This window comes from Ruegeria sp. AM5 (assembly GCF_056540645.1).
Genome location: NZ_JBQFXC010000003.1, coordinates 231,598 through 257,433 on the forward strand (window position 1 = coordinate 231,598; position 25,836 = coordinate 257,433).

24 protein-coding genes and 1 other RNA gene are annotated in these 25,836 nt (G+C 56.9%); 13 read left to right on the forward strand and 12 right to left on the reverse strand.

All coding sequences use genetic code 11. The features are described from left to right. Positions 1–37: 37 nt before the first annotated feature. Together ACR0AH_RS10745 and ACR0AH_RS10750 are read left to right on the forward strand one after the other, a co-directional pair. On the forward strand, positions 38–895 hold the full coding sequence (locus ACR0AH_RS10745) for a bile acid:sodium symporter family protein (RefSeq protein ID WP_170732954.1): 858 nt from the start codon (positions 38–40) through the stop codon (positions 893–895). Between the two features lie 11 nt (positions 896–906). After that, the gene (locus ACR0AH_RS10750) at positions 907–2,568 is read left to right on the forward strand and encodes an FAD-binding dehydrogenase (RefSeq protein ID WP_480591913.1); all 1,662 of its coding nucleotides are present in this window, start codon (positions 907–909) and stop codon (positions 2,566–2,568) included. On the opposite strand, the gene ACR0AH_RS10755 is transcribed toward ACR0AH_RS10750, so the two are convergent. The 5 genes from ACR0AH_RS10755 to mgtE all read right to left on the reverse strand — a co-directional run bounded on the left by ACR0AH_RS10755 (position 2,569) and on the right by mgtE (position 8,164). Beyond that, on the reverse strand, positions 2,569–3,315 hold the full coding sequence (locus tag ACR0AH_RS10755; protein ID WP_480591915.1) for a YbaY family lipoprotein: 747 nt from the start codon (positions 3,313–3,315) through the stop codon (positions 2,569–2,571). Between the two features lie 96 nt (positions 3,316–3,411). Then, positions 3,412–5,190, reverse strand: a complete 1,779-nt coding sequence (locus ACR0AH_RS10760) for an SLC13 family permease (protein ID WP_170392185.1) — start codon at positions 5,188–5,190, stop codon at positions 3,412–3,414. 91 nt (positions 5,191–5,281) lie between these two features. Beyond that, positions 5,282–6,094, reverse strand: a complete 813-nt coding sequence (locus ACR0AH_RS10765; RefSeq protein WP_480591916.1) for a TIGR00282 family metallophosphoesterase — start codon at positions 6,092–6,094, stop codon at positions 5,282–5,284. 112 nt (positions 6,095–6,206) lie between these two features. After that, positions 6,207–6,773 carry a 5-formyltetrahydrofolate cyclo-ligase gene (locus ACR0AH_RS10770; protein ID WP_223116808.1) on the reverse strand — a complete coding sequence of 189 codons (567 nt, stop codon included), beginning with the start codon at positions 6,771–6,773 and terminating at the stop codon, positions 6,207–6,209. Beyond that, complete coding sequence (gene mgtE, locus ACR0AH_RS10775; protein ID WP_170563935.1) at positions 6,770–8,164, reverse strand: magnesium transporter; 1,395 nt, start codon at positions 8,162–8,164, stop codon at positions 6,770–6,772. Before mgtE ends, ACR0AH_RS10770 begins: the two co-directional genes overlap by 4 nt. A 138-nt stretch (positions 8,165–8,302) precedes the next feature. On the opposite strand from mgtE, the gene guaD reads away from it, so the two are divergent. After that, positions 8,303–9,595 (forward strand): guanine deaminase, encoded by a 1,293-nt coding sequence (gene guaD, locus ACR0AH_RS10780; RefSeq protein ID WP_480591918.1) that lies wholly within the window; start codon positions 8,303–8,305, stop codon positions 9,593–9,595. 62 nt (positions 9,596–9,657) lie between these two features. On the opposite strand, the gene ACR0AH_RS10785 is transcribed toward guaD, so the two are convergent. The 3 genes from ACR0AH_RS10785 to ACR0AH_RS10795 all read right to left on the reverse strand — a co-directional run bounded on the left by ACR0AH_RS10785 (position 9,658) and on the right by ACR0AH_RS10795 (position 12,314). Further along, positions 9,658–10,992: an 8-oxoguanine deaminase gene (locus ACR0AH_RS10785; RefSeq protein WP_480591919.1), complete on the reverse strand. Its 1,335-nt coding sequence runs from the start codon at positions 10,990–10,992 to the stop codon at positions 9,658–9,660. A 114-nt stretch (positions 10,993–11,106) separates the two neighbouring features. Continuing rightward, on the reverse strand, positions 11,107–11,898 hold the full coding sequence (hisN, locus tag ACR0AH_RS10790) for a histidinol-phosphatase (protein WP_480591920.1): 792 nt from the start codon (positions 11,896–11,898) through the stop codon (positions 11,107–11,109). 44 nt (positions 11,899–11,942) lie between these two features. Beyond that, entirely contained in the window at positions 11,943–12,314 is a 372-nt protein-coding gene (locus tag ACR0AH_RS10795; protein WP_170588513.1) for a helix-turn-helix domain-containing protein, read from the reverse strand. Between the two features lie 337 nt (positions 12,315–12,651). On the opposite strand from ACR0AH_RS10795, the gene ACR0AH_RS10800 reads away from it, so the two are divergent. Further along, complete coding sequence (locus ACR0AH_RS10800; protein ID WP_480567255.1) at positions 12,652–13,620, forward strand: NADPH:quinone oxidoreductase family protein; 969 nt, start codon at positions 12,652–12,654, stop codon at positions 13,618–13,620. Here ACR0AH_RS10800 and ACR0AH_RS10805 read toward each other — a convergent pair. Further along, positions 13,604–14,482, reverse strand: a complete 879-nt coding sequence (locus ACR0AH_RS10805; protein ID WP_170392200.1) for a LysR family transcriptional regulator — start codon at positions 14,480–14,482, stop codon at positions 13,604–13,606. The two genes, ACR0AH_RS10800 and ACR0AH_RS10805, sit on opposite strands and share 17 nt — an antisense overlap. Before the next feature lie 127 nt (positions 14,483–14,609). Here ACR0AH_RS10805 and ACR0AH_RS10810 point away from each other — a divergent pair, with 127 nt between their 5' ends. The 8 genes from ACR0AH_RS10810 to ACR0AH_RS10845 all read left to right on the forward strand — a co-directional run bounded on the left by ACR0AH_RS10810 (position 14,610) and on the right by ACR0AH_RS10845 (position 23,519). Further along, positions 14,610–14,828, forward strand: a complete 219-nt coding sequence (locus ACR0AH_RS10810; protein ID WP_480591922.1) for a DUF1127 domain-containing protein — start codon at positions 14,610–14,612, stop codon at positions 14,826–14,828. Positions 14,829–15,023: 195 nt separating this feature from the next. Next, positions 15,024–15,761 carry a Bax inhibitor-1/YccA family protein gene (locus ACR0AH_RS10815; RefSeq protein ID WP_010441904.1) on the forward strand — a complete coding sequence of 246 codons (738 nt, stop codon included), beginning with the start codon at positions 15,024–15,026 and terminating at the stop codon, positions 15,759–15,761. 442 nt (positions 15,762–16,203) lie between these two features. Continuing rightward, positions 16,204–17,361 carry a LacI family DNA-binding transcriptional regulator gene (locus ACR0AH_RS10820; RefSeq protein ID WP_170733103.1) on the forward strand — a complete coding sequence of 386 codons (1,158 nt, stop codon included), beginning with the start codon at positions 16,204–16,206 and terminating at the stop codon, positions 17,359–17,361. Beyond that, a complete protein-coding gene (locus ACR0AH_RS10825; RefSeq protein ID WP_170625244.1) occupies positions 17,358–18,713 on the forward strand; it encodes an extracellular solute-binding protein in 1,356 nt (451 codons plus the stop codon). Before ACR0AH_RS10820 ends, ACR0AH_RS10825 begins: the two co-directional genes overlap by 4 nt. A 57-nt stretch (positions 18,714–18,770) precedes the next feature. After that, on the forward strand, positions 18,771–20,003 hold the full coding sequence (locus ACR0AH_RS10830; RefSeq protein ID WP_170512378.1) for a carbohydrate ABC transporter permease: 1,233 nt from the start codon (positions 18,771–18,773) through the stop codon (positions 20,001–20,003). After that, positions 20,003–21,211 (forward strand): carbohydrate ABC transporter permease, encoded by a 1,209-nt coding sequence (locus tag ACR0AH_RS10835; RefSeq protein ID WP_170512414.1) that lies wholly within the window; start codon positions 20,003–20,005, stop codon positions 21,209–21,211. Before ACR0AH_RS10830 ends, ACR0AH_RS10835 begins: the two co-directional genes overlap by 1 nt. Positions 21,212–21,216: 5 nt before the next feature. Further along, positions 21,217–22,464, forward strand: a complete 1,248-nt coding sequence (locus tag ACR0AH_RS10840; protein ID WP_480591923.1) for an MGH1-like glycoside hydrolase domain-containing protein — start codon at positions 21,217–21,219, stop codon at positions 22,462–22,464. Next, positions 22,464–23,519: an ABC transporter ATP-binding protein gene (locus ACR0AH_RS10845; protein WP_480591925.1), complete on the forward strand. Its 1,056-nt coding sequence runs from the start codon at positions 22,464–22,466 to the stop codon at positions 23,517–23,519. Before ACR0AH_RS10840 ends, ACR0AH_RS10845 begins: the two co-directional genes overlap by 1 nt. 294 nt (positions 23,520–23,813) lie before the next feature. Here the strand turns inward: ACR0AH_RS10845 and ACR0AH_RS10850 are convergent, their stop codons facing one another. Together ACR0AH_RS10850 and rpmG are read right to left on the reverse strand one after the other, a co-directional pair. After that, positions 23,814–24,320 carry a membrane lipoprotein lipid attachment site-containing protein gene (locus ACR0AH_RS10850; RefSeq protein ID WP_170392214.1) on the reverse strand — a complete coding sequence of 169 codons (507 nt, stop codon included), beginning with the start codon at positions 24,318–24,320 and terminating at the stop codon, positions 23,814–23,816. A gap of 207 nt (positions 24,321–24,527) precedes the next feature. After that, entirely contained in the window at positions 24,528–24,695 is a 168-nt protein-coding gene (gene rpmG, locus ACR0AH_RS10855; protein WP_010441901.1) for a 50S ribosomal protein L33, read from the reverse strand. A 379-nt stretch (positions 24,696–25,074) separates the two neighbouring features. Here rpmG and ACR0AH_RS10860 point away from each other — a divergent pair, with 379 nt between their 5' ends. Continuing rightward, positions 25,075–25,407, forward strand: coding sequence for a GYD domain-containing protein (locus tag ACR0AH_RS10860; RefSeq protein WP_170732963.1), 333 nt, complete (start codon positions 25,075–25,077; stop codon positions 25,405–25,407). 6 nt (positions 25,408–25,413) lie between these two features. Here the strand turns inward: ACR0AH_RS10860 and rnpB are convergent. Further along, positions 25,414–25,807: RNase P RNA component class A (rnpB, locus tag ACR0AH_RS10865), an RNA gene on the reverse strand. Positions 25,808–25,836: the final 29 nt, after the last annotated feature.

Below are 25,836 nucleotides of genomic sequence, written 5' to 3' on the forward strand. Positions count from 1 at the left end.
CATAGGCTGGCCCGAATGACTTTGGGAGGAGTTGTTCTTGGACCTGCTTATCAACGTTGGCCTGCCCATTTCGCTGGCCATTATCATGTTGTCACTGGGGATCGGGCTAGAAGCCGCCGATTTCCGCCGGGTTTTGGCGCGGGGGTACCCCTTCGCCATTGGCGCCATCAGTCAAGTTGTGCTGATACCATTGGCTGCCTTCGCGACGGTCACTCTGTTCGGACTGCCCGCTGAAATCGCCGTGGGTGTCATGCTTTTAAGCTTTTGCCCCGGTGGGGTCACCAGCAACATCCTCGCAAAATTTGCCAAAGGTGATGTGGCGCTGTCGGTCAGCCTGACAGCGGTGATCAGCCTGCTGTCCATCGTGACCGTCCCCATTCTGGCCGCATGGTCCATAGATCATTTCATGGGCGAGGCCGCACCCAAAGTTTCGATCAGCGCATTAGCCACCGCGCTGTTCCTGATCACGACCCTACCAGTCGCCATTGGTGTCGCCATACGTCACTTTGCAAGGGGGTTCGCCATTCGGGTCGACGGCCCGCTTTCGACGCTCGCATCGATACTGTTCGTGCTGATCGTCGCGGCGGCACTGGCCGGAAACTGGCAGTTCTTCATCCAAAGCCTCAGCTCGATTGGGGCAGCTCTGATCGCGTTGAACGTTGCGCTGTTGCTGATCGGTCTGGGGCTGGCGCGCATCGCCAATCTGACATGGAGTGAGGCGAAAACGATCTCGGTCGAGACTGGCATTCAGAATTCGGCGATGGGAATTACGCTGGCAGCTTTGATCACCGGCACCACGACCGGCTTCAGCCCACTTGCCGTTCCCGCCGCCGTTTATGGTATCACGATGTATGTGGTCGTAACCCCCTTCATCCTTTGGTTCCGCAGCCGCTGAAAGGACATTCGATGACCAATAACACCGCAGATGCGATCGTGATCGGAGGCGGCCTTGCGGGCCTCTCGGCGGCGGCCGAATTGGGCGACCGGGGCAAGCGGGTGATCGTGTTGGATCAGGAGCCCGAGCATTTTCTGGGTGGACAGGCGTTTTGGAGCCTCGGCGGCCTGTTCATGGTCGACACCCCCGAGCAGCGCCGCATGGGCATCCGCGACAGCCACGATCTGGCACTGCGCGACTGGATGGGCAGCGCGCAGTTTGATCGCGACGAAGACGCCTGGCCCCGCAAATGGGCCGAAGCTTATGTCGAATTCGCCGCGGGTGAAATGCGCCCGTGGCTGCATGACATGGGGCTGCGTTGGTTTCCGGTCGTGGGCTGGGCCGAACGGGGCGGGTCTTATGCGGACGGTCATGGCAATTCGGTCCCGCGCTTTCACATCACCTGGGGAACCGGCCCGGGTGTGCTTGAGCATTTTGTCCGCCGCGTCCGCGCGCATGTCGACGCCGGGTTGATCCAATTGAAGTTCCGCCACCAAGTCAGCCATATCATTATGCAAAATGGCACTGCCAAAGGCGTGTCCGGAGAGGTTCTGGCCGATGACGGCATCCAAAGGGGTGGCAAGACCAATCGGGACGAAGTGGGCGAGTTCGAAGTCTACGCCCCTTCGGTCATCGTCACCTCTGGTGGGATCGGCGGGAATTTTGAGATGGTAAGACAAAGCTGGCCCCGCGACCGGCTGGGTGAACCGCCCAAAGATATGGTGGCGGGTGTGCCGTTTCATGTCGATGGCCGTATGATCCCGATCAGCGAGAAAGCCGGCGGACATGTCATAAACGGCGATCGGATGTGGCATTACACCGAAGGCGTGCGCAATTGGGATCCGATCTGGCCCGCGCACGGTATACGTATTCTACCCGGCCCAAGCTCAATGTGGTTCGATGCGCGCGGCAATCGCCTGCAGCCACCTTGCCTACCGGGGTTCGATACGCTGGGAACGCTGAAAGAGATCCTGAAAACCGGATATGAATACAGCTGGTTCGTTCTGACCCAGAAGATCATCAAAAAGGAATTTGCACTATCGGGGTCCGAGCAGAACCCGGATTTCACTTCGGGCAGCTGGAAAGAGGTGATCCGTCAGCGCATCCTGTCTGGCACCAAGGCGACCGGCCCGGTCGAGGCATTCAAGGAAAAGGGCGAGGATTTCGTCGTCGCCAACACGCTGACTGAATTGGTCAGCGGCATGAACCAATTAGGCGGAGGTCTGATAGACGAGACGCATTTGCGCACCCAGATCGAGGCACGGGATTCTCAGGTCGACAATCCGTTTTCCAAAGACGCCCAGATGATGGCCATCCTTGCCGCACGCAATTATCGGGGCGACAAGCTGATCCGGACGGCCAAACCGCACAAGTTCCTCGATCCATCAAACGGCCCGCTAATCGCGGTCAAGCTGCACGTACTGACCCGCAAGACATTGGGCGGGCTGCAGACCAATCTGGACAGTCAGATGATCGGCGCCAATGGACAAATCGTCCCTGGCTTGTTTGCAGCCGGAGAGGTCGCGGGCTTTGGCGGCGGCGGCTATCACGGGTACAACGCGCTAGAGGGCACATTCCTGGGCGGTTGCATCTTCTCGGGTCGCAACGCAGGAAGGTCCCGCGCAGTGGCCTGATTACTGGGTGCGCACGAATTTCAGTATAGGCTCACCTGCAGCATCGAGCAAAACCATGCTGTCGCCGGCAACGGCATAGCTCGTCACGTTTTGCAGGGCGGCAAAGAACTGATCCTCGACCTCGTCCAGTTCTGGCGGGCACGCCATTAAAGTCGCGGCCATATTGTCTGGAAACTCAAGGCTGTTGCCGGTGATCTTGGCTTGCCCGGAAAACCGGTTGCAACCGCCCGTGCCACCGAACGCACCACCTTGGGCGAAGGAAAGCTGGGGCGGCCGTTTTGTATCGAGCACGGTTCCACCGATACCGATGGCTGTCCACTCGGTCCCTTCCAGGGTCGCGGGGCTCTGAGCACCGGCCTGCACCAGCACAAGATCTGCCGAATTGCCTTCGCCGTTGGTCAGCACGGGATGGACCGTATCCGTCGTAAACAACAGCTCACCCCCGCGATAGATCGATCCGCGTACTGCATAGGTCATACCCTCGCGGATCAGCGCGTCATCAAAAGTCAGCTCAAATTCCGAGGGCACTCCGTTCAACGCATAGCGTTGCGCCGCCAGCGTGACCGCTGCCGCATCGGCCCGAGAGATATCCTGCAATTCGACAAATAGCGTCGCATCCGGTGGCAGGGCGATCCGTTCACGGTAGGTTGCCGTGCCAGTGACTGTTCCTGCCGAGCTTTGGCTGCCCAGCAAGGCCAATACGATTGCTCCGGCCACAATGGCCTGCCCGAGTTTTGGAAAAGGCATGATCCCATCCTTTCACATTCATCTTAGGCAAAAAGATTGTGACGATATCGACATTTACAAGGCCCGAAACACCAGGTCGGCGAATCCGTGCCAGTGTCAGAGCGGCCAGATGAACGGAATAAGAAGTGACGCCAGCAGACCCACAGTCAGGTTCAGCGGCACACCAACTTTCAGAAAATCGGTGAATCTGTACCCACCCGGGCCATACACCATCATGTTGGTCTGATAGCCTATGGGCGTCGCGAAGGATGCCGATGCCGCCACCATCACCGCGACCACCAGCGGGCGCGGATCAATTCCTACGGCCTGAGCCAGAGAGATCGCGATCGGTGTGACCACCACCGCCACGGCGTTGTTCGAAACCAATTCGGTTAGCACCGAAGTCAACAGATATACGGCCCATATGATCAAGAAAGGTGGCAGCATCCCCAGCGCCGGTGCGACCGCTTCGACAATCAGTGTAACCGCGCCCGATTTATCGAGCGCAGCCCCAATTGCGAGCATGGAGAAGATCAGGGCCAGCAATCGGCCTTCGACAAATGAGAACGCCTCATCCGCGTCGATACATCGGGTCAGCAAAACCACAGCAACGGCGATGATCGACAACAGCAAAATCGGTGCCACGCCCAACCCCGCCAGGGCGACGATCCCGACCAGCGCACCGATGGCTATGGGCGCATGGCTGCGGCGAAACGCTCGTGCCGAAGGTTGCGTAACATCGACCATATCCATATCGGCGGCCAGCTTCTGGATATCCGCAGGCGAGCCCTCTAACAGCAGCGTATCCCCGACGCGCACGGTCAAAGCATCCAACTGACGCCCGATATTCTGGTTCCTGCGATGAACCGCCAGGACGTAGACACCATATCGGCGACGTAACCGCATCGCACCAAGCGTTCGACCGACCATTCGGCAGCCCGGCGTGATCAGAACCTCAACTGTCTTGGTCTCAACGGCTGAGACCTGATCCACGCGCTTGAGTTCCTTGTTGCTTTGAAGACTCAGCAATTCGGTCATCTCGGTGCGCAAAACTACCCTGTCGCCCACTTTCAGCGTCACCCCCTTGAGGTTCCGCCGCAGCGAGTCATCCCCCCGGATCACGTCGATCAGACGCACTCCGGGGCGCTTGAACAGCTGAACGCCGGTCACTTCGCGGTCGATCAGATTGCTGTCGGGTGGGATAACCGCCTCAGTAAAGAACTTCATCTTGGACCGGTCGCTGAGCATCTCAGCCATGCTGTCACGCTCGGGTAGCAGTCGTGGCGCAATGAAGCGCAGGTACACCATACCGTAGATCACCAGCGCGATGCCCAGCGGGGTAACCTCGAAGATTGAAAACGCCGTCATACCCTGGGCGCGGGCCACACCATCGACCAACAGGTTAGTCGAGGTGCCAATCAGCGTCAGCGTACCCCCAAGGATCGCCGCATAGCTGAGCGGGATCAACAATTTGGACGCCGAAACGTTCAGCGTGCGGGCGATCTGGATAAAGACCGGGATCATTACAACGACAACCGGTGTGTTCGACACCACCGCCGAAGCGACGACGACAAACGCCATCAATAACCCGATGGCAAACCGAGGGTTCACCTGCGCCTGCTTCTGCGCGAGCGAGGTGAAGGCATCAAGCGCTCCGGTGCGCACCAAGGCACCCATGATGATGAACATCGCGCCGATGGTCCACGGCGCGGGATTCGAAAGGACTGCAAGCGCACTTTGATAGGGCAGGATACCGGTTGCCAGCATCAGGGCCGCCCCGCCGATTGCGACAACTTCGGTCGGATAGACCTCGCGCAGAAACATGATGAACATGCCCGCTACGATCATCAGCGCCAGAATTGCGCTGCCCATCTCTGTCAGTTGAAGGAATTGCATTCTTGGTATTCTGTCCGAACCCTGATCTGGCATACGCGCCTAGTAGGTAGTTTCACGTATTGCGTGCGGCGGGGCAAGTCTGACGTGCTTTTCAGGGTTTAGACTGCTGCAACCGCCCGCCAACACGAATCATCTGCACGGATTTTGCGCTTCCATCGCGGTCATCGGTTTCGACAAAAACTCCGCTCAAGGTCGCCTCACCGGTCGCAGGCGTAAACCGCGCCTTGGGCATCCCGGTTATGAACCGGCGCATCGGTTCCTGCTTGTCCATTCCGATGACCGAGTCATAGTCGCCGCACATCCCGGCATCGGTCAGGTATCCTGTACCGCCCGGCAATACCTGCGCATCCGCGGTAGGCACATGCGTATGCGTCCCAACCACAAGACTCGCGCGTTTGTCGCAATAATGGCCCATCGCCATCTTCTCGGACGTTGCCTCGCAATGCATGTCGACGATGATCGCCTGCGCCTGGCCGCCGCGTGGGTGCGATTTCAGGATCGGTTCAATGGCCGAAAAGGGATCGTCAAAGGGGCGTTTCATGAAGACCTGCCCTAACACCTGCACCACCAGAACCTTGCGACCGCCCGGCGCGGTGAACAGTCGATGCCCTCGCCCCGGTGCCCCTTTGGCATAATTCAACGGACGCACGATGCGAGGTTCTTTCTCAATAAACTGCAGCATGTCTTTCTGGTCGAAAGCATGATCGCCCAAAGTGATACAATCGGCTCCCGCGTCCAAAAGCAGCTTGGCGTGGTCCCCGCTCAGCCCCATTCCGTTCGAGGCGTTCTCGCCGTTGACAACGACAAAATCCAGCCGCCATTCGTCACGCAGACGTGGCAAATGCTGTTGGATGGCGGCGCGACCCGAACGCCCCATGACGTCACCAAGAAACAAAATCCTCATGATTGCGGTCCTAGGGGCTTGAAGTGGCAATAACAAGGCAGAAGCAAACAATCACTCAGCCTGAAGGCTGCCAATGTAAAGGAAATCGCGATCGCGCATAGCGAGGGATAACTTAGAAAGTTAGCACCCGGCTTTCAGTAATCACCATATCGAGTGGTTGATCGGTCGGCTCCAGCGGCAGATGTTCGGCTTCCTGCGCATCAAAGGCAAATCCTATGGCAAGCGTCGGGCGCTTGGCGCGCAACCCTTCAAGCGTGCGATCATAGAAGCCGCCGCCATAGCCCAAGCGGCCACCCTTCGCATCAAACGCAACCAGTGGCACGATCAGGATTTCCGGGTCGAAATAGTCATCGATCTCGGGCACTTTCGCGCCGAAGGGTCCATCTTTCAGTATGCCCTCAGGCGTCCATCGAGAGAAGCGCAACGCCTGCCCTGCGGCCTGAATGACAGGCACGCCCACTGGACCATATGCAGAAGCCTCGGCCATTGCAGGCAGCGGGTCGATTTCGGTGCGGATCGGCATGTAGCCAGACATGGGAACACCGCGATGACCCGCCAGAACCTCGGACAAGCGCCCGGCCGCGCCCGGGATGCGCATATCAAACGCTACCTTGCGTCGCGCGAATGCCGCCTTGCGCGCTGCGGCCTTGATTTCGGTCAGATCGGTTGTCTCGTTCACAATAGCACCACGCTGGCAAGCCCCAGAAAGATGAAGAACCCCATGACATCCGTTGTCGTGGTCACAAAGGTTCCTGACGCCAGCGCCGGGTCAACACCCAGACGGTCCAGCACGACCGGTACTACCGTACCAGCAAAGCCCGCGATGATCATGTTCACGACCAGCGCAGATCCGATCACGACACCCAGCAGCGGAGAGTCGAACCACATCATCCCGACGGTTCCCAACACGATAGCGAAACACAGCCCGTTGAGCATTCCCACCAGCAGTTCTCGCCGGATCACGCGCCCTACGTTCGAGCCGGTCAGGTCGCGTGTTGCCAACGCCCGCACTGCAACGGTAAGTGATTGGGTCCCGGCATTGCCCCCCATCGAGGCGACGATCGGCATCAGGATCGCGAGCGCCACCAGTTGATCAATCGCGGCCTCAAACTGAGAAATCACCAGCGATCCGCAAATCGCGGTAACCAGATTGACACCAAGCCAAGGCAAGCGGCGCCTACTGGTTGCCGCCACACTATCGGACAGAGAGCTTTCGTCCGAGACGCCCGCAAGACGCAGCATATCCTCTTCGTATTCTTCGTCCAGGACCACCATCGCATCGTCGATGGTGATGACACCGACCAAACGACCGTCGCCATCCACGACTGGAGCCGAAATCAGGTGATACTGATTGAACGCATAGGCCACGTCCTCTTCATCCTGTTCGACGGGGATGGTGTGGAATTCATCTTCGGCAATGTCCTGCAGCGGCACCTCGCGCCGGGTTGCCATCAACTTGCCCAGCGTGACCTGAGCAACCGGTTTCAATCGCGGGTCAACAAGTATGACGTGATAGAACTGTTCCGGCAAATCGTCGTTGGCACGCATGAAATCGATGGCCTGCCCCACGGTCCAGTGATCGGGCGCCATGACCACCTCGCGCTGCATAAGGCGGCCAGCAGAGTTTTCTGGATAAGATAGGGCTTGCTCTGCCGCGACGCGTTCGGAGTCTTCAAGCGCGCCCAGGATGGTTTCTTGCTGCGGCTCTTCAAGGTCTTCCAGAAGGTCAACAACGTCATCACTTTCCATATCCCGAACGGCTTCGGCCAGAACGTCCGGTTTCAGGACATTGATTACTTCTTCCCGAACTGACTCGTCGAGCTCCGACAGGATATCGCCGTCGAACTCTTTGTCATACAGCCGGATCAGGCGCGCACGGTCGTAAGGATTGATCTGTTCCAGAAGGTCAGCGATATCGGCCGCGTGCAGCGGCTCCATCAGCTCAATCAGCTTGGCACGATCTTCGACATCAACCGCATAAAGGATGGCCGCAACGGTTCGCGGGTCCAGCGCATAGGCGTCCTCATCGCGGGGCTGATCGGGTCTGGCTTCGTCGTTGCCTGTCGTCATGCGCTGCCCCTCTTTCTTGTCGATTGCCCCTAGATAGAAGAAGCAGCTACCGGAAAACAATGACAATGGTCCAATTTACCCGCATCTTTCGCGCCCCTATGCTGGTTGGCGGTCCAAAACAGGCGGAGAACAGAACAAATGGCGCAAAAGACGCTTCTGAAGGGACGTGTGCTTAGCTTCAACGGATCACCGTTCGAAGGTGAGCCCACCGATGCGACCAGAATTCACCAAGCCGTCCTGATCGAAGATGGCCGCATCGCGGCACTGGGCCAGGCGTCCGACCTGTCTGACGCGCATCCCGACGCCAACATTAAGGATTATGGCGATCACCTGATCATGGCGGGATTAGTGGATTCTCATGTCCACTATCCGCAGACGGCAATGATCGCGAGCTGGGGAAAGCGGCTGATCGATTGGCTGAACAGCTACACGTTCCCTGAAGAGATGAAGTTTGACGACCCCGCCTATGCCGCTGAAATTGCGAATAGATATCTGGACCTGACCGCTGCCCACGGCACCACAACCATGTGCAGCTTTTGCACCATTCATCCCGAGAGTGTCGATGCCTTCTTTACCGCGGCGCAGGCGCGTGGGCAGCGGGTCATCGCGGGTAAAACTTGCATGGATCGCAATGCGCCTGAGGGGCTGCGGGATACTGCACAAACCGGGTACGACCAGTCCAAAGCTCTGCTTGAAAAGTGGCATGGGGTTGATCGCATATCTTACGCCATCACTCCACGATTTTCGCCGACATCGACGCCAGAACAGCTGGAGGCGATGGGCGCGCTTTGGGCCGAGCATCCCGACTGCCTGATGCAAACCCATCTGAGCGAACAGACCGATGAGATCGAATGGGTCCGATCCCTGTTCCCCGACGCGCGCGACTATCTGGACACCTATGAGCAGTTTGGGCTGCTGGGTGGAAATGGCCTTTACGGGCACGTGATCCATCTGGAAGAGCGGGAGCGCGATCGTCTGCGCGAGGTAGATGCAGCTCTGATCCACTGCCCCACATCAAACACGTTTATCGGCTCTGGCCTGTTTGACATGAATGGTCTGATCCACTCAGGGCACCGCGTGGGCTTGGCCACCGACACCGGAGGCGGCTCAAGTTTTTCAATGCTGCGCACAATGGCTGCGGCCTATGAGATTGGTCAATTGCGAGGCCATCCCTTGCACCCCTCGCAATTGCTTTGGCTTGGAACGGTGGGATCGGCTCGTACCCTGCGGATTGATGACCGTATTGGCAACATCGCCGTGGGCATGGAGGCCGATCTGGCGGTGCTGAACCTCGCATCGACGCCTGCTATCGCCCAGCGCGAAGCTCATGCTGATGATCTTTGGGAAGCGGTGTTCCCGACCATTATGATGGGTGATGACCGTGCCGTAACCGATACCTGGATCGCCGGACGAGCTGTTTCTGGTCGATAGGAATGGGCCTATGGCCCATGCCTCCGGCGGAGGTATTATTAGCCAGATGAAGAGCGGATCCGCTATTCTGCCAGCGCGCGTGCCAGACGATTCTGGGTTTCTATGACCCTTGGCAGGTCGATCGTGGCGATCTGACTGTTACGAACAATCTGGCGTCCCTCGACAAAGAGGTGTTTGACACGCGTTGGTCCGGCCAGAAGGAGCGCAGCGGGGTCCCAACTGCCTGCACTTTCAATTCCTTGCACGTCCCAAATGGCAATATCAGCTCGTTTACCGGGCATAAGCCGGCCGCAATCGGGCCGATCCAACACATCCGCCCCGCCTCGGGTGGCGATCTCAAGCGCCTCACGGGCCGACATGGCGTCAGCGCCGTTTGCGACTCGTTGCAGCAGCATGGACTGGCGCGCCTCGGCCATCAGATTGCCGCTGTCGTTGCTGGCTGATCCATCCACACCCAACCCGACTGGCACGCCTTGATCACGCATTTTTCGGACTGGCGCGATACCTGAACCAAGACGACAATTGGAACATGGACAGTGCGCAACGCCGGTTCGGCTACGTGCAAACAGGTCAATCTCGGCGCCATCCAGCTTGACACAATGAGCGTGCCAGACATCCGAACCGGTCCAGCCCAATTCTTCGGCGTATTGGCCGGGTCTACAGCCGAACTGATCTTGAGAATAGGCTATATCCTCATCGTTCTCCGCCAAATGGGTGTGCAGCATCACACCTTTGTCGCGCGCTAAAAGCGCGGCATCGCGCATCAGGTCCCGACTAACCGAGAACGGCGAACATGGCGCCAAACCAACGCGACACATCGAACCCTCAGATGGGTCGTGATAGGCATCTACTACGCGGATCATATCCTCCAGAATAGCCTGCTCGGATTCGACCAAAGCATCAGGAGGCAGTCCACCATCACTTTCGCCAATGCTCATAGCTCCACGCGTGGGATGAAAACGCAGCCCCAGCTCTGACGCTGCATGGATCGTGTGTTCAAGCCGCGCGCCATTGGGATATAGGTAAAGGTGGTCAGAGCTAAGCGAGCAGCCGGACAGTGCCATCTCGGCCAATCCGATCTGGGCAGATATAAACATCTCGTCAGGACCAAAGCGGGACCAGATGGGATAGAGCGTTCGCAACCAACCAAACAGCAAAGCGTCCTGCCCGCCGGGAACCGCGCGGGTGAGCGTTTGGTAGAGATGGTGATGGGTGTTCACCAGACCGGGGGTCACAACACACCCAGTGGCATCATGTATTTCGCCATCGCTCGTAAGGCGCTGGCCAATCTGGGCAATCTTACCATCCCGAACCAGCAGATCAGCGCCTGCAAGCTCTTGCCGATCATCACCCATCGTCAGGATCATATCGGCGTTACGGATCAGAAATTCTGTCATTTTCGCACTCCCGCATACTGCCCGTCTCATGCATGGAGTAATGGGCTGGTGGAAAACGGGCGTAAGAACCAGCCGTGATCAGTTTAAAGTCGCAAAGAAGGGTCGGCAACCCGTTTAGTATTGCTTCAGAATTTCTAGCGCTGCCGCATGAATCTCAGTATTGGCTGCAGCGAGCGCACGCCCACCATTATGAGCTGGATTGCCCTGCCAATCCGTCACAATACCACCCGCGGCCTCGATCACCGCGATTGGGGCCTGGATATCGTAGGAATTCAATCCGGCCTCGACCACTAGATCGGTTTGACCTGCAGCGAGCAACGCGTAGGCATAACAATCCATCCCATAGCGTGTCAGCTTCGTTTTCTGAGAAACCGCCTTGAAGGCGGCGGCCTCGACCGCGCTGCCAACCTCCGGGAAAGTGGTGAAGATGATCGCCTGGTCCAGAGATCGAGTGTCACGCGTCCCAAGTTCTGTGCGCCCCATAGGGCCTTTGACAAAGGCGTGCTCTTTATCTCCGATAAAGCGTTCACCGATATAGGGCTGATCGATTACGCCAAGCTTCGGTCCAGTCGCATCGCTCAGGGCAATCAGAACACCCCATGTGGGTGTACCACTTATGAAACCGCGCGTGCCATCAATTGGGTCCAGCACCCAAACTCGTCCGGTAGTTCCCTCGGAATGACCGAACTCTTCCCCCAGGATACCGTCCTCAGGCCGGTGATCAGCCAGCACCCTACGCATTGCTTTTTCTGCTTCGCGATCAGCGGCTGTCACCGGATCAAAACCGGCATCGAGTTTGTTGTCTGTCTTCAGGTTAGATTGGCGGAAAAACGGAAGAATGGCCGCCCGCGCCGCGTCGGCCATTTCTTCGGCAATCTCTAGATCACTTTGTTGGGTGTTTTGCATGGATTACCCGTGCGCCCGACACCCCGCGAAGTCAAGCGATTGTATCAGGCGACGTCGCTCAGCACACGCGCCAGTTCAAACAGGCGGCGACGCTGATTTTCCGGTATCGCATAATACGAGCGAACAAGATCGAGCGCCTCTTTGTCACCCATCAGATCTGCAGGAACCGATTTCTTGTCCGCATCCGACTTCTGAGTCTCTTCAAGGCCTTCGAAGAAAAAGCTGACGGGAACGTCCAATGCTTCGGCAATGTCCCACAAACGCGATGCGCTTATCCGGTTGGCCCCTGTTTCGTATTTTTGGATTTGTTGAAACTTGATACCAACTTGCTGCGCCAACTGCTGTTGAGTCATGCCAATCAGCCAGCGGCGATGCCGGACGCGTTTGCCCACATGGACATCGACGTGATGGGTCATTGGTAGTCTCCTTTACTCAAAAACCTGTCCGGGAAACCGCGACAGCAGCCATCACCGCTTAGTTAGCGGGTCGCTGCTTAAGAACTCCCTAATTCGGATCGTGCCCCCCGAACAGCACCATAAGGTAATATTGCCGCAATAAGTTATTTTTTCAAGCTGGTTGAATCAGAGAATTCGGACAGTGGTTTGTGGTTGTGCGACCGACATAGAGATTGATAGTTTCTAAATGGGAAACAGTTGATCCACCCTATTCAGTTTAACGCTGTGAAGATTGCGAATGGAATTGACAAACGGTCAAGCCAAACGGCCTATGGCGACAAAAGAGCGGAGACCAATGATGCAGGCATTTCGTATCGAGACCAAAGGGGCACCCGCTCAGCTATGCGAAACACGCGAAGCACCGCTGCAAGAGAACCAAGTTCGTATCGCAATCCGCGCCTGCGGCCTGAACTTTGCAGACCTTCTGATGCAGAAAGGAACGTATCAAGACACCCCCGAAGCACCGTTTACGCTGGGCATGGAGATTGCAGGGATTGTCACCGAAATTGGAAACAATGCTACGCATTTGAAGTTGGGCGATCGTGTTGCAGTCTATTCAGGTCAAGGCGGCCTGGCCGAATCAGGCGTTTTTGATGCGGACCGGGCAATTCCCCTTCCAGATTCCATGAGTTTCGAAGACGCGGCCGCGATCCAAATTGCCTATGGCACCAGCCATATTGCTCTTGCGCACCGGGCGCGACTGCAACCGGGCGAGACCCTACTGGTCACCGGTGCTGCCGGTGGCGTGGGATTGACCGCAGTTGAAATCGGAAAACTGATGGGTGCGACAGTCATCGCCCAAGCCCGCGGGCAGGACAAATTGGCCGTGGCACAAAAAGCTGGTGCAGACCATCTGCTTGACGCAAGCGAAGACCTGCGCGACCGCGTTCTCGCTCTGGGTGGTGCTGACGTGGTCTACGATGCGATTGGTGGAGATGTCTTCAAGGCCGCCTTCCGCGCGACCAACCCGGAAGGCCGCTTGTTACCGATCGGATTTGCCGGAGGTGAGGTGCCCCAGATCCCGGCCAACCATCTATTGGTCAAGAACCTGACCGTGATCGGCGTATATATCGGCGGCTATCTGAATTTCAGACCCGAGATCGTGCGCGACAGCTTCAGCACCTTGTTCCGCTGGCATTCTGAGGGCCGGATAAAGCCTCATATCAGCCACGTCCTGCCCTTGCAGGATGCAGCAAAAGGTTTGGAACTGCTGCGCGATCGCAAATCCACTGGCAAGGTGGTGATCCGCATCAACTCGCCACTTTAAGCGGCTGCGCCGTTGGATGATTGAAATTTTGGCGCAGTAGGTTCGCAAGCTCTGATACGTATTCCTCACGTACCCGCTCGGCACCATAGAGGTTGATGAACTGCACAGGCAAATCCGGCAGAACCCCGGCATGGTCAATCAGTTCCTGATGGCTGGGCTGGGTGCCTTCCAGCAAAACTCCCACAGCCAGATCAGCGCTGACGGTGGCTTCAACGGTGCGGTCGGAATCGCTGTCGATGCTCATATCCCATTCGATTCCCGCATCATCCAGCGCCGCTGTCGCGACTGGGCGAAAAATGCAATTCCGGCAAAACCCCAGCCGCAAAGGCTTTTGGCGCCAGGCAGATCCGTTCAGCGCGCCAACCCAACGCAAAGGCATATGGTGCAGGGTTTCGGCACCTTCGCCCGCACCCGATTCCGTAGTCACAATCAGATCGAAGCTTCCGCGTGCGAACTCTTCTTTCAAGTGCCGCGTGTTGGAAGTGACCAAGTTTACGCTGACCCGAGGAAAGCTGGCATTGAAACGCTTCAACACGCGCGGGATGAACGGATGAACGACGTCATGAGGTACGCCTAGCACGACCTCGCCCTCAAACGCCTGATCCGTCAGCCGCCCGATTACCTCATCATTCAACGCAATCATCCGCCGCGCATAAGCCAGCAACTGCTCTCCGGACGCCGTTAGCGCGATGGTTCGACCGGATCGATCCAGTAATTCCAGGCCCAAAAGCTCTTCCAGCCGTTTTAGCTGCATAGAGACCGCAGATTGCGTGAGGTGAAGAAATCCAGCGGCACGCGTCACGCCACCATGATCAGCAACAGCTACGAAAGACCGCAATGTAGTGATGTCCAAATTTCGCATGTTCAAGATTCCTTATGAGACTCGTCATAAACATTCATTTCCAAAATATGTCAGACTGCTCCATATAGATCAAGGAAATTGATTGAAGCGCTAAGTTTCATCAAACAATCAGGAAAGGGCAATGATTATGACCCATATAGCCATCTCAACCCCTCGTCGCATCAAGCGTAAGGCGATTGGTGCTCGGATACTTGACCTGTTTAACCTCGCTAGTCAGCGTCGCGAACTCGCCCAGCTTGATGATGATGCACTGAATGACATCGGCGTTTCACGCAAAGACGCGCGTAACGAAGCAGAGCGCCCGTTCTGGGACGCGCCCGACAGCTGGCACAAACATCTGTATTAATTCGAAAATACCGGCGGCTTGAGGGATTTGGCGACCAAGCCGCCGGTTTTTTGGCGACAGTTGCAAAAATTGCCGACAGTTTTGCTGAGTTTCAGGCTTAAAACCCTTGAAACGAGGGCCACACTCTCCGATATTTACCGGGAAACCGGCTCGCATCCGTGGGCTGCGAACAGAATATTGAAGGGAGACCCCTATATGGCACAATTCGACACGATCCGGACGGCGTCCGGCGCGCGCGCTGCCGAGATAGACGAGGGCCTGCGCGCCCATATGAACAAAGTCTACGGCACGATGTCCGTAGGCATGCTGATCACATTTGCCGTGGCATGGGCCGTGGGCTCGAGCCCGCAACTGCTGTCGATCTTCCGTGATCCGGTCACGCTGAGCCCCAATATCCTGGGCTGGATCGTGATGTTTGCACCTTTGGCGATGGTGTTTGGCTTTGGCGCTGCGATCAACCGGCTGTCTGCATCTGGCGCACAGCTGTTTTTCTATGCATTTGCAGCCGTCATGGGCCTGTCGCTGAGCTGGATTTTCGTAGCATTCACCGGCATTTCGATCGCGCAGGTGTTCCTGGTGACTTCGATCGCGTTTGCAGGTCTTTCGCTGTACGGTTATGTGACCAAGAAAGACCTTTCGGGCATGGGCACCTTCCTGATGATGGGTGTGATTGGCCTGATCGTTGCGATGGTCATCAACATCTTCCTGCAATCACCAGCGATCATGTTCGCAGTGTCGATCCTGGGTGTGCTGATCTTTGCCGGCCTGACCGCCTATGACACGCAGAAGATCAAAACCACCTATCTGCAGATGGCTCATGCGGGCGATCAGGAATGGCTTGGCAAAGCGGCGATCATGGGTGCTTTGAACCTGTATCTGGACTTCATCAACATGTTCATGTTCCTGCTGCAACTACTGGGCAACAGAGAATAAAACCGCTTCCAACAGAATACAGAAAGCCCCGCTTGGCACTTTGCTAAGCGGGGCTTTTTTTATGTTGCTCTTCAAAAGCCAATACCAAGCCTTGGTGAATTCGCATGATGTTCCGACCAGTTTATTTTGCCTCCACAAATTTTACACGCCCTCATAGCCGGATAGTCGCCCGTATTTACGCATAGTCCTCATGCTCAATTCACCGATTCCCATCAAAGCTCCGCGAACAATGATCAGCCTGCAGTTACTGTAGCAGTCGGCAGTCAACCATGTTGGCGCAACCCTAATTTTGCACCACTCTGAAAGCCGCGTTTGCAAGTTTGCATATGCGTTCATCAGCGCCTTTCGCCATTGGAACGTTCGTGTACTTGGTCGATCCAATCAAAGAATTTCATAATTTTGATTGCCGAAACCGGTTTCGGAGAAAACAAATAGAAGAATGATGACGAATCCAACTCTCCAGCAACCGCAGTCTCGCCCCCGGAGTCATTCTGGCCCCGGCAGGGTAAAACTGGATCAATTGGCCGATCATCTTGGGCTTTCTAAGAGCACGGTGTCCCGCGCCCTGAATGGATATACCGACATCTCGGAATCCACGAGAAAGCGCGTTGAAACCACGGCGCGAAAGATGGGCTATCGCCCACTCAGCCATGCGCAGGCGATACGAACCGGGCGGGTGCGCGCCATTGCCATGGTCATCAACAGCGAAGAACCAGACCGGCATAATCCATTTCTTCAGGATTTTCTGGCCGGAGCATGCGAAGCGGCGAGCGCATCCGACTGGACGATGACGATTTCTACGGCGAAGTCCGAAAAAGATATGCTTGATGTATTGGGGCGGCTTGTCGAAGAGCGCAAAGCCGATGGATTCATTCTGCCCCGGACCGAGGTCGACGATGCGAGGGTGAAATACCTGCAAGAGTTGAAGGTTCCCTTCATCATGTATGGCCGCACGGGGTATGGGCAGGCGGACTGGCAGGATGAGACATCCTGGTTCGACATTTCGGGTGAATCTGCAACCCGTGATGCGGTTGGTCGGCTCGTCGATTTTGGCCATACGCGTATCGGATATGTCGGTAGCGATCCGAAATTCAACTACAGCCATCTGCGCCGTGACGGTTATCTTGAAGGTCTCAAGATCGCGGCCTTGCCTGCCGATCCCGAGTTGATCCGGGAAGGTGCTCGTACGCGCGAGGAGGGTGCGGTTGAGGCACGCGCGCTTTTGACGCTGAATCACCCACCTACTGCAATAGTATTTGCAACGGATCTGGCTGCGCTGGGGTGTTACTCGGTCTGTACAGAACTGGGCCTCGAGGTCGGGCAAGATGTATCAATTCTGGGATATGACGGCATCCCTGAATGCCAATATGTCAGCCCTGGTCTTACCACGTTCAGCGTCGATTCTAAGCGGGCAGGAGAACGCCTTGCGACGATGCTGATCAGTCAGACTCGCGGTGAAGCGCCCGCAGATCTGCGTGAGATTGGTGAGGCCGTTCTGATCGAACGCAATTCCGACGGGCCACCAAGCGTTACAGCCGAGGAACTGGCCCGAAAAATTCAACTTTCAAAAGATCATAACCGGGGAGGAAACCGACTATGAAACTTGCACCTGTAGCATCGCGAATGATGCTTGGAACATCGCTTGCGCTAGTATTGGCGGCGATGTCCGCTCAGGCGGATACGATCCGCTTCTGGACCACCGAAGAACAGCCCGAGCGGCTGGCCAAGCAACAGGAAATGGCTGACCAGTTCAAGGCTGAAACCGGCACCACGGTCGAGGTTATCCCGGTCACCGAAAGTGATCTGGGTACACGCGCCACAGCAGCATTTGCCGCCGGAGACCTGCCAGATGTGGTCTATCATCCGCTGCAATATGCCCTGCCATGGGCCGAAGCGGGCATTCTGGATACCGAAGCCGCCACCGAAGTGATCGAAGAACTGGGCGCCGACACCTTCGCCCCCGGCGCGCTTGGTATGGCGGCGTTCAATGACGAAACCGCGTCGGTACCGGTCGATGGATGGACCCAAATGGTTGTCTACCGCAAAGACCTGTTTGATGAAGCGGGCCTTGAGGCCCCGAACTCATTCGCCAACGTCGTTGCTGCGCTGGAGCAGTTGCACAACCCGCCCGAGATGTACGGTTTCGTTGCTGCAACCAAAGTTGATGAAAACTTCATGAGTCAGGTTTTGGAACATGTGTTCCTCGCCAATGGCGTGACCCCTGTTGGCGCGGACGGATTCCAGCCGCTGGATGAAGCCAAGACCATAGAGGTATTGGATTTCTACAAGGCGATCTCGAAAGCCTCGCCCCCGGGTGAGCTATTCTGGAAACAATCGCGCGAGCTGTATTTTGATGGCAAAGCAGCGATGATCATCTGGTCGCCCTTCATCCTTGACGAACTGGCCGGTCTGCGCGACAGCGCCCCGCCGACGATCAACGATGATCCGACCTCACGCGATCTGGCCTCGAAGACTGGTATCGTCACTAACTTCTCGGGCCCATCGAACCCAGATGGCGCGGCTTGGGGTGACGTTCGTTACTTTGGCATCACCAACGACGCCGACACCGACGCGGCGATGGAGTTCGTGAAATTCGCCATGGATGACGGCTATACTCAAACACTGGCCATCGCACCCGAGGGCAAGTTCCCGGTCCGTCGCGGTAATGCTGACAACCCGACCGCGTTCTCGGAAGCATGGGCAGAGCTGCCTGTTGGCGTGGACCGCAAAGCCCCGTTGGGCGAGCTGTATGATCAGGCGATGATCGATGAGATCGTCGGCGGTCTGGACGTGGCGCAGCGCTGGGGCGTTGCTGAAGGCCAGCTGGCTTTGGCGTCCAAAATGATCAACAGCCAGGCAATTAACCGGGTCGTGCGCCAATATATCGACGATGAAATCGATGCCGCCGCTGCAGTGGCCGCAATGAACGACGAGCTCGCGAAGGTTCAGTAACCTTGTGACACATGCAGCGGCGATTACGCCGCTGCACCCAACCCTTCGAGGTATCCCATGTCTTCGGCCACCCCACCGACCGGAACCGGGGCGCTAGCCAAACGCGAGGCGCGTCTGGCCTGGACGCTGCTGGCTCCGACAGTGATCAGTGTATCGCTTGTGGTGATCCTGCCCTTGCTGGCGATCTTTTGGATCAGCTTCAAGCCCTTCACCCTGTCTGACCTTCGTCCGCCTGCACCTGTGGTGCGTGAAAGCTTGCGCGGATCTGGCGAGGATCTGCGGATTGAATACCGCGTCCGCAACTCAAGTCAGGACATCGCCGTTGTCGGCGTCACCCTGACAGATGTTCTACCGGACGGCGTGACGGCGCGCGAAGTTGCAAGTCCCTGTGTTCTGGACGGGCAAAACCTGTTCTGCGATTTCGGCACACTGGAAGGCGGTCAACGCGAACGCATCCGTATTCCGGTCACATTGGACGGAGATCCGGACGCTTTCGAAGAGCTGCTCGAAGGATCAGAGCCCGGCGTGACCGGGAGCGGACCCAGCGTCCTGACCAACCTTGAATTCAGTCTGGAAAACTACGCCCGTGTCTTTGATGGAGACGAGTTCTGGGGCGTGCTGTGGGTTACGTTGTTCTACACCGTGGTCGGCACCATTGGAGCTTTGGTGATGGGCCTGTTTGCAGCCTTGTTGCTGAACAAAAGCTTCAAAGGACAAGGGTTCATACGCGGCCTCTATCTGTTCCCCTATGTGGCGCCGGTCATCGCTGTGGCCTTCACATGGGTCACCTTGTTCGACCCGTTCTCGGGTTCTGCCAACGCATTGTTGGTGCAGATGGGACTAAGCAGTGAACCGATCAACTTCTTCGGGGAACGCCCTTTGGCGCTTATCATGGTGACAGTGTTCGAGATCTGGCGCTATTTCCCGCTGTCGTTCCTGTTCATTCTGGCGCGGATGCAATCAATCGACTCCAGCATGTATGAAGCAGCAGATATGGATGGAGCCTCACCATTCCAGAAATTCTGGCTACTGAGCATCCCGCAACTGCTGGGCATCCTGTCGGTACTGTTCCTGCTGCGTTTCATTTGGACGTTCAACAAGTTCGACGACATCTTCCTGCTGACCGGCGGCAATGCCGGCACCCGTACTCTGACCGTAAATGTCTATGAACAGGCCTTTGCGGTTTCGAACATCGGCGCAGGCGCAGCGGTGGCCGTTGTGATCCTGATGTGCCTGATCGCCTTCAGCTTCGTCTTCTTCCGCTTCATCAGCCGTGAGGAGGGTTTGTGATGCGCAAAGGGTATATAACCGCCCCGATTCTAGGCGCGCTCTGGCTGGTGGTGATCGCCACTACTGTCGCCATCACCATGTCATTCTCGACCGGGGCTGCGTTCCGGCCACAGGTCTTGCTCTGCTTGATATGGGGGGCTGTTGCCGGTCTGGTGTATGTCCGCTTCCCGGCGCAACGCGCACCGGCCCGACTGGGTGTATCCGCCTTGTTAGGCCTGTCTTGCCTGACCGGAGTCGGGCCTGTCCTGATCGGCTCTGACACATCCCTGCAGGCAATACTGGTCACCGTGGTAGCGATGGCAGTCGTGATGCACCTATCCGTTGCCGCAATCCTGAAAGAGACTCCGTTCGGCGAGCTCACCCGTCATGAGTACGAAGAGGCCGTGATCAGGTTCTGTACGGGCTTTGGCTACATCTTCTTTACCGCGATCGTGATCATCCCGTTCTATGTGATGGTGATGACCAGCCTGAAGTCGCAACAGGCCCTGTTGCAGAACCCGCTGGATTTCTCGGTAGATCTATCACAAGGCACCGCGCTGTTTCGCAGCTATACCGAGCTGTTTCGCGATTTCAACTTCGGCACCTATCTTTGGACCTCGCTCTACGTCTCGGTCCTGACGGTCTTTATCACCCTGCTGTTCAGCGTCCCCGGAGCCTATGCGGTGGCGCGGTTCCGTTTCTCAGGGCAAAAGGCGTTCTCGCGCTCGATTCTGCTGATCTACATGGTGCCGATGATCGTTCTGGCGCTGCCGATCTATATCGCGTTCTCGCTGACTGGCTTGCGCAACTCGATACTTGGCATCGTGATGATCTACCCGGTCACGACAATCCCTGTCGCGCTGTACATGCTGCAAGGTTATTTCCGTGGCTTGCCGACTGAGGTGGAAGAGGCCGGTCTCATGGATGGGCTGTCGCGGCTGGCAGTGATTTGGAAGATTACGCTGCCGCTTAGCCTGCCTGCGCTGGCGTCGGTCTCGCTCTACGTCTTTATGATCGCTTGGAACGAGTTCCTGCTGGCCTTCATGCTGCTGGACGACCCTTCGAAATTTACCCTGACCCGAGGCGTCACGATGCTGAACTCCTCGGAGATTCCCCGACAACACCTGATGGCGGGTGCGGTGATCGCCACCGTTCCGATCATGGCGCTGTTCCTGGGACTTGAACGTTTCATGACTAAGGGCCTGACTGCGGGGTCCGTCAAAGGATGACTGAGATGAACCAACATACAAACCCCGACCGCGAGGCGCGCAACATTCTGGTTGCCAATGATCGCGGCGGCTACACCATCCCGACCGAAGGGCTTTACCCCTATCAATGGAATTGGGACAGCGCGATTGCGGCGCTTGGCTTTGCCGAGTTCGACATTGATCGAGCCTGGGTGGAACTTGAAACACTGTTCTCGGGCCAGTGGGACGATGGAATGGTGCCGCATATCCTGTTCCACAAACAGGATGACGGATATTACCCCGGCCCGGATGTCTGGGGTGGCCACGGGCCGATCCCGTCCTCTGGCATCATTCAGCCCCCGGTGGCTGCAACTGTGGCGCGGAAGATCTGGGAAAAAGATGGCGATGCAGGCGCGGACCGCGTTCGCGCGCTTTTCCCATCTCTGCTGGCGTGGCATCGCTGGATCATGAGATGGCGACTCGACGAAAACGGCGCGGTCTGCACCACGCATCCGTGGGAAGCTGGTCGCGACAATGCACCGGACTGGGACAAGGCAATGGAGGGCGTAGATCCCACAGGTGTCGGAGACTACCAGCGCCGTGACACAAGCCACGTCAACAGTGCAGACCGACCGACCAAATACGACTATGACCGCTATATCAAATTGGTTCAGATCGGCTGTCAGGCCGACTGGGATCAACAGAAGTTGCTGAGCCTGAATCCCTTCCGAGTCGCAGATCCGACGATGACATTTATCACTCTGCGCGCCGCACGCGATCTGCAGGAGATCAGCGAAAGGCTTGGAATTGCTGCGGATGGACTAAGTAGCGACATTCAAAGGCTCGAAGCGGGCGCGCGATCTTTGTGGAACGAAACGCTGAGCTCGTTCGACTCGCGTGATGCGCTGACTGGTGATTGGGCCGGAAGCATCTCTAACGCGTCGTATCTTTGCTGGTTTGGGGGACTTGATTCACAGCACATGCTGGAGCGCCTGCAGGCGACGCTTGCAAAAGTACCCTTTCCAGTTCCCAGCTATGACCCCGCGATGCCCAACTTCGACCAACGCAGGTACTGGAGGGGTCCCACTTGGGGGTTCATGAATATGCTGATCGGGTTTGGATTGGCGGATATGGGGCACCTGGAAGAAGCCGAGGCACTGCGCCAGAAAACGTCGCAGCTGATCGCAACGAACGGCTTCGCTGAATACTACGATCCACTGACCGGCAGCCCTGCCGGAGGGAATTCATTCACCTGGACAGCCGCAGTTTGGCTGCATTGGGCAGGGAGGAACTAATGGGCAGCATCGAACTAAAATCCGTCGAAAAGTGGTTTGGCTCGGCCCAGGTCATCAAAGGCGTTGACCTAATGATTGATGAAGGTGAATTCATCGTCTTCGTCGGTCCATCGGGCTGTGGAAAATCCACCCTGCTTCGCATGATCGGTGGGCTTGAAGATATCTCGCGCGGATCGCTACTAATCAACGGCAATGATGTCACGGATCACCCACCCTCCAAGCGGGGTCTGACGATGGTGTTCCAGTCCTATGCGCTTTATCCCCACTTGACAGTCGCCGAAAATATGGGGTTCTCACTTAAGGTCGCGGGTGTTCCGAAGGCCGAGATAGCAGAGCAGGTCAATAAAGCCGCCGAGGTTCTCAAGCTGGGACCTTTTCTGGAACGTCGCCCCAAGGACCTGTCCGGTGGACAGCGGCAGCGCGTTGCAATTGGTCGTTCTATCGTGCGCGACCCGACGGCGTTTCTGTTCGATGAACCGCTCTCGAATCTTGATGCAGCGCTTCGTGTCGAAATGCGTTACGAAATCGCGAAACTTCATCAGAACCTAAAGCGCACAATGATCTACGTGACGCACGATCAGGTTGAAGCGATGACATTGGCCGACCGCATCGTCGTGCTTGAGTACGGCAAGATCGCGCAAGTCGGCACACCCCGCGAACTTTACGAACGCCCTGCCAATCTGTTTGTCGCACAGTTCATTGGCAGCCCCAAAATGAACATATTGCCGTGCACGACTCAGAACGATGGCTACACTTTGGAACATGGCAGACGCGGCGACTTCGCACGCTCGGGTGTAGCAAGCAAACTCGGCATTCGCCCCGAACACATCGATGTTGTGTCATCGGGCGATGGGCAATGTGATGGCATCATCGAGGTGATTGAGTATCTGGGGGCAGATACCTTCCTGATCGTGGATTGCGGCGCCGAAGAGAAGGTTACCGTGCGCCTGAATGGGGACACCGCTCTAAAGCCTGGGGCAAAGATCGGCCTGCATTTTCCCACCGACAAACTTCATTTCTTTGACGAGAATGGGCAGGCATTGGTAGAGCAATGAACGTTGCTTCCTATCAGTTGAGGTTAAACAGTACTGCTGATCGGGTCTGAGTTTCACCACTGATTATTCTTTGGCGGTGGGGTGAAATAGAGAACACGCACAGCGCTTGCTTGGATGCCAACGGATGGCGGGGGCCTCTGAACTCGCGTGATCATCGCCCGGTGTGTCACATGGATTGAATGACCGGTGCTGGGTTTGAGCCCTTGTTCAGTGCCTCGTAAGACTTGCAGAAACACTGAAACTAGAAAGCCCCCGCCAATGGCGGGGGCTTTTACTTAGATTGTGTAAGCTAAATTAACGGCAGTTCAGTGGCACTGCAAAACCCGAACTGCGCTCGGACGAACCTTTGCGGTATACATCACCCGCGGGCAAACATCCGGTAAAGCGTTCCGTTTGAGCGCCAAAGGCCGAGCCCACCGATGTATCAACTTTGGTGGAGTTGTTTTCCGTACGCAGGACGCCGAACAACTGACCGTTTACACTGACATTGCTCAGGTACAGATTGGTATCACTGCCAGTGAGTTGAACTGAATTCGCATCTGAGCGACCGCCATTATCGATAGCGACACCCGCGATCTTTTCAAGCTCGGCTTTGTCCGATGTAACCTGGACCGTTGGTAGCTTGGCCAGTTCCGCCGGGATGTTGGTTTCTGGCGGCAAAAAGGCTACGGCGCCTTTTACATCCGACACTGTGCGCGGTTCACCATCAATCCCGGTGAAACCAACACCTTCGCGGTTAAAGGGGTCTTCGCAGGCTGACAATGTCAGAACAGCAAGAGCGGGCAACAAGATTTTTTTCATGGCGGTCAACATTTTGGAAAGGGTTGCTGAAGCGTAGCGGCAGGGGATTAGAAAAAGCAAGCCGCTGAGATTCAGAACACCCAAACCTCTGATGCGCCCCTGCAACGCCCCCGCTTGGTTTAGGCCGACCAAGAGATACCCCAAAACAATACAAAAAAGGACCCTGCATGGCAGAGTCCTTCTTCAAAAAGTATGTCAGAGGGCAGATTACTTGATCTTGCCTTCTTTGTACTCGACATGCTTCCGAGCGACCGGATCGTATTTACGAATGGTCATTTTCTCGGTCATGGTGCGCGCGTTCTTCTTGGTCACGTAGAAGTGGCCCGTGCCCGCGGTCGAGTTCAGACGGATCTTGATTGTCGTCGGCTTCGCCATGGTTATCTCCTGCGTCCGAAAAGGCAGGGGCCTTTCGGTTGAATCCTTATGAGCGTGCGCTTTTAACCGCTCATGCGCCCAAGTCAACCGGATTCGCCGCGTTGGGGGAACAATTCCTGACACGGCTTCAAGAGCAGTCGATTTGGAACGCTCACGATTCTGTGATAGTGTCGCCGGAACCTTCGAAGCCCGTTTTGCGGACTTAGGTAATACCGGGCTGGATGTAAATTCCGGCAGACAACACCGCTCACAACTATAGCAACGCCCGGCTGTCTATTTGGCCGGGTCTTTTCCGGTTTGCGCGCAATCCTGCACGCGACACGGCCAAGGAGTCGGCCGCTTTAGCGCTCCGAATAAACTGCAACCAAGGGAGAGAAATATGCCTGTTTTCATTACCTATGCGTCTTATTCGCAAGATGGGGTCAAAGGAATGTTGGCAAAACCGGAAGATCGCACCGGTCCCGTCAAGGTCTTGCTTGAGAAAGCAGGCGGCAGACTGATCTCATTTTATATAACCACTGGAGGCAATGATGTCGTCGTTATCAGCGAACTGCCTGAAGGCAGTGATGCTGTGGCAATTGGCATGGCCGTCGCGGGCACGGGTGCGGTTTCGAGGATCGAGACCGTTCGCGCATGGTCGGCGCAGGAATTTGTTGCCGTCGCCGAAAAAGCTGCAGCACTTGGCGGCACCTACACACCTCCGGGCGGGTAACAGGAGATGCGCGGAGGGCCTGTAAGCCGGATCCTGTTCCAGGGTTGCCCCCTTCGATGACCATTCCTCTAGGCCGTGCATTGCTGCGCGGCTCGAGCTGCCTACCCGGTCCCTCTCGGCCAAGGCGTGCCTAGCGGCGGTATCGGTTTGCACCGACCGGCCCGCGCGGGGACCCTATTCGGCATTGCTCCCGGTGGGGCTTGCCGTGCCGCCACTGTTGCCAGCGGCGCGGTGGGCTCTTACCCCACCGTTTCACCCTTGCCACACGTGTGTGGCGGTCTGATTTCTGTGGCGCTTTCCGTCGGGTTTCCCCGCCCGGGCGTTACCCGGCACCGTTGCCTTGTGGAGTCCGGACTTTCCTCTCGGGCCTAACGACCCCAGCGACCATCCGGCCCTCCGCGCGTGGGTTGGGTAGGCTCTGTGCGTGAT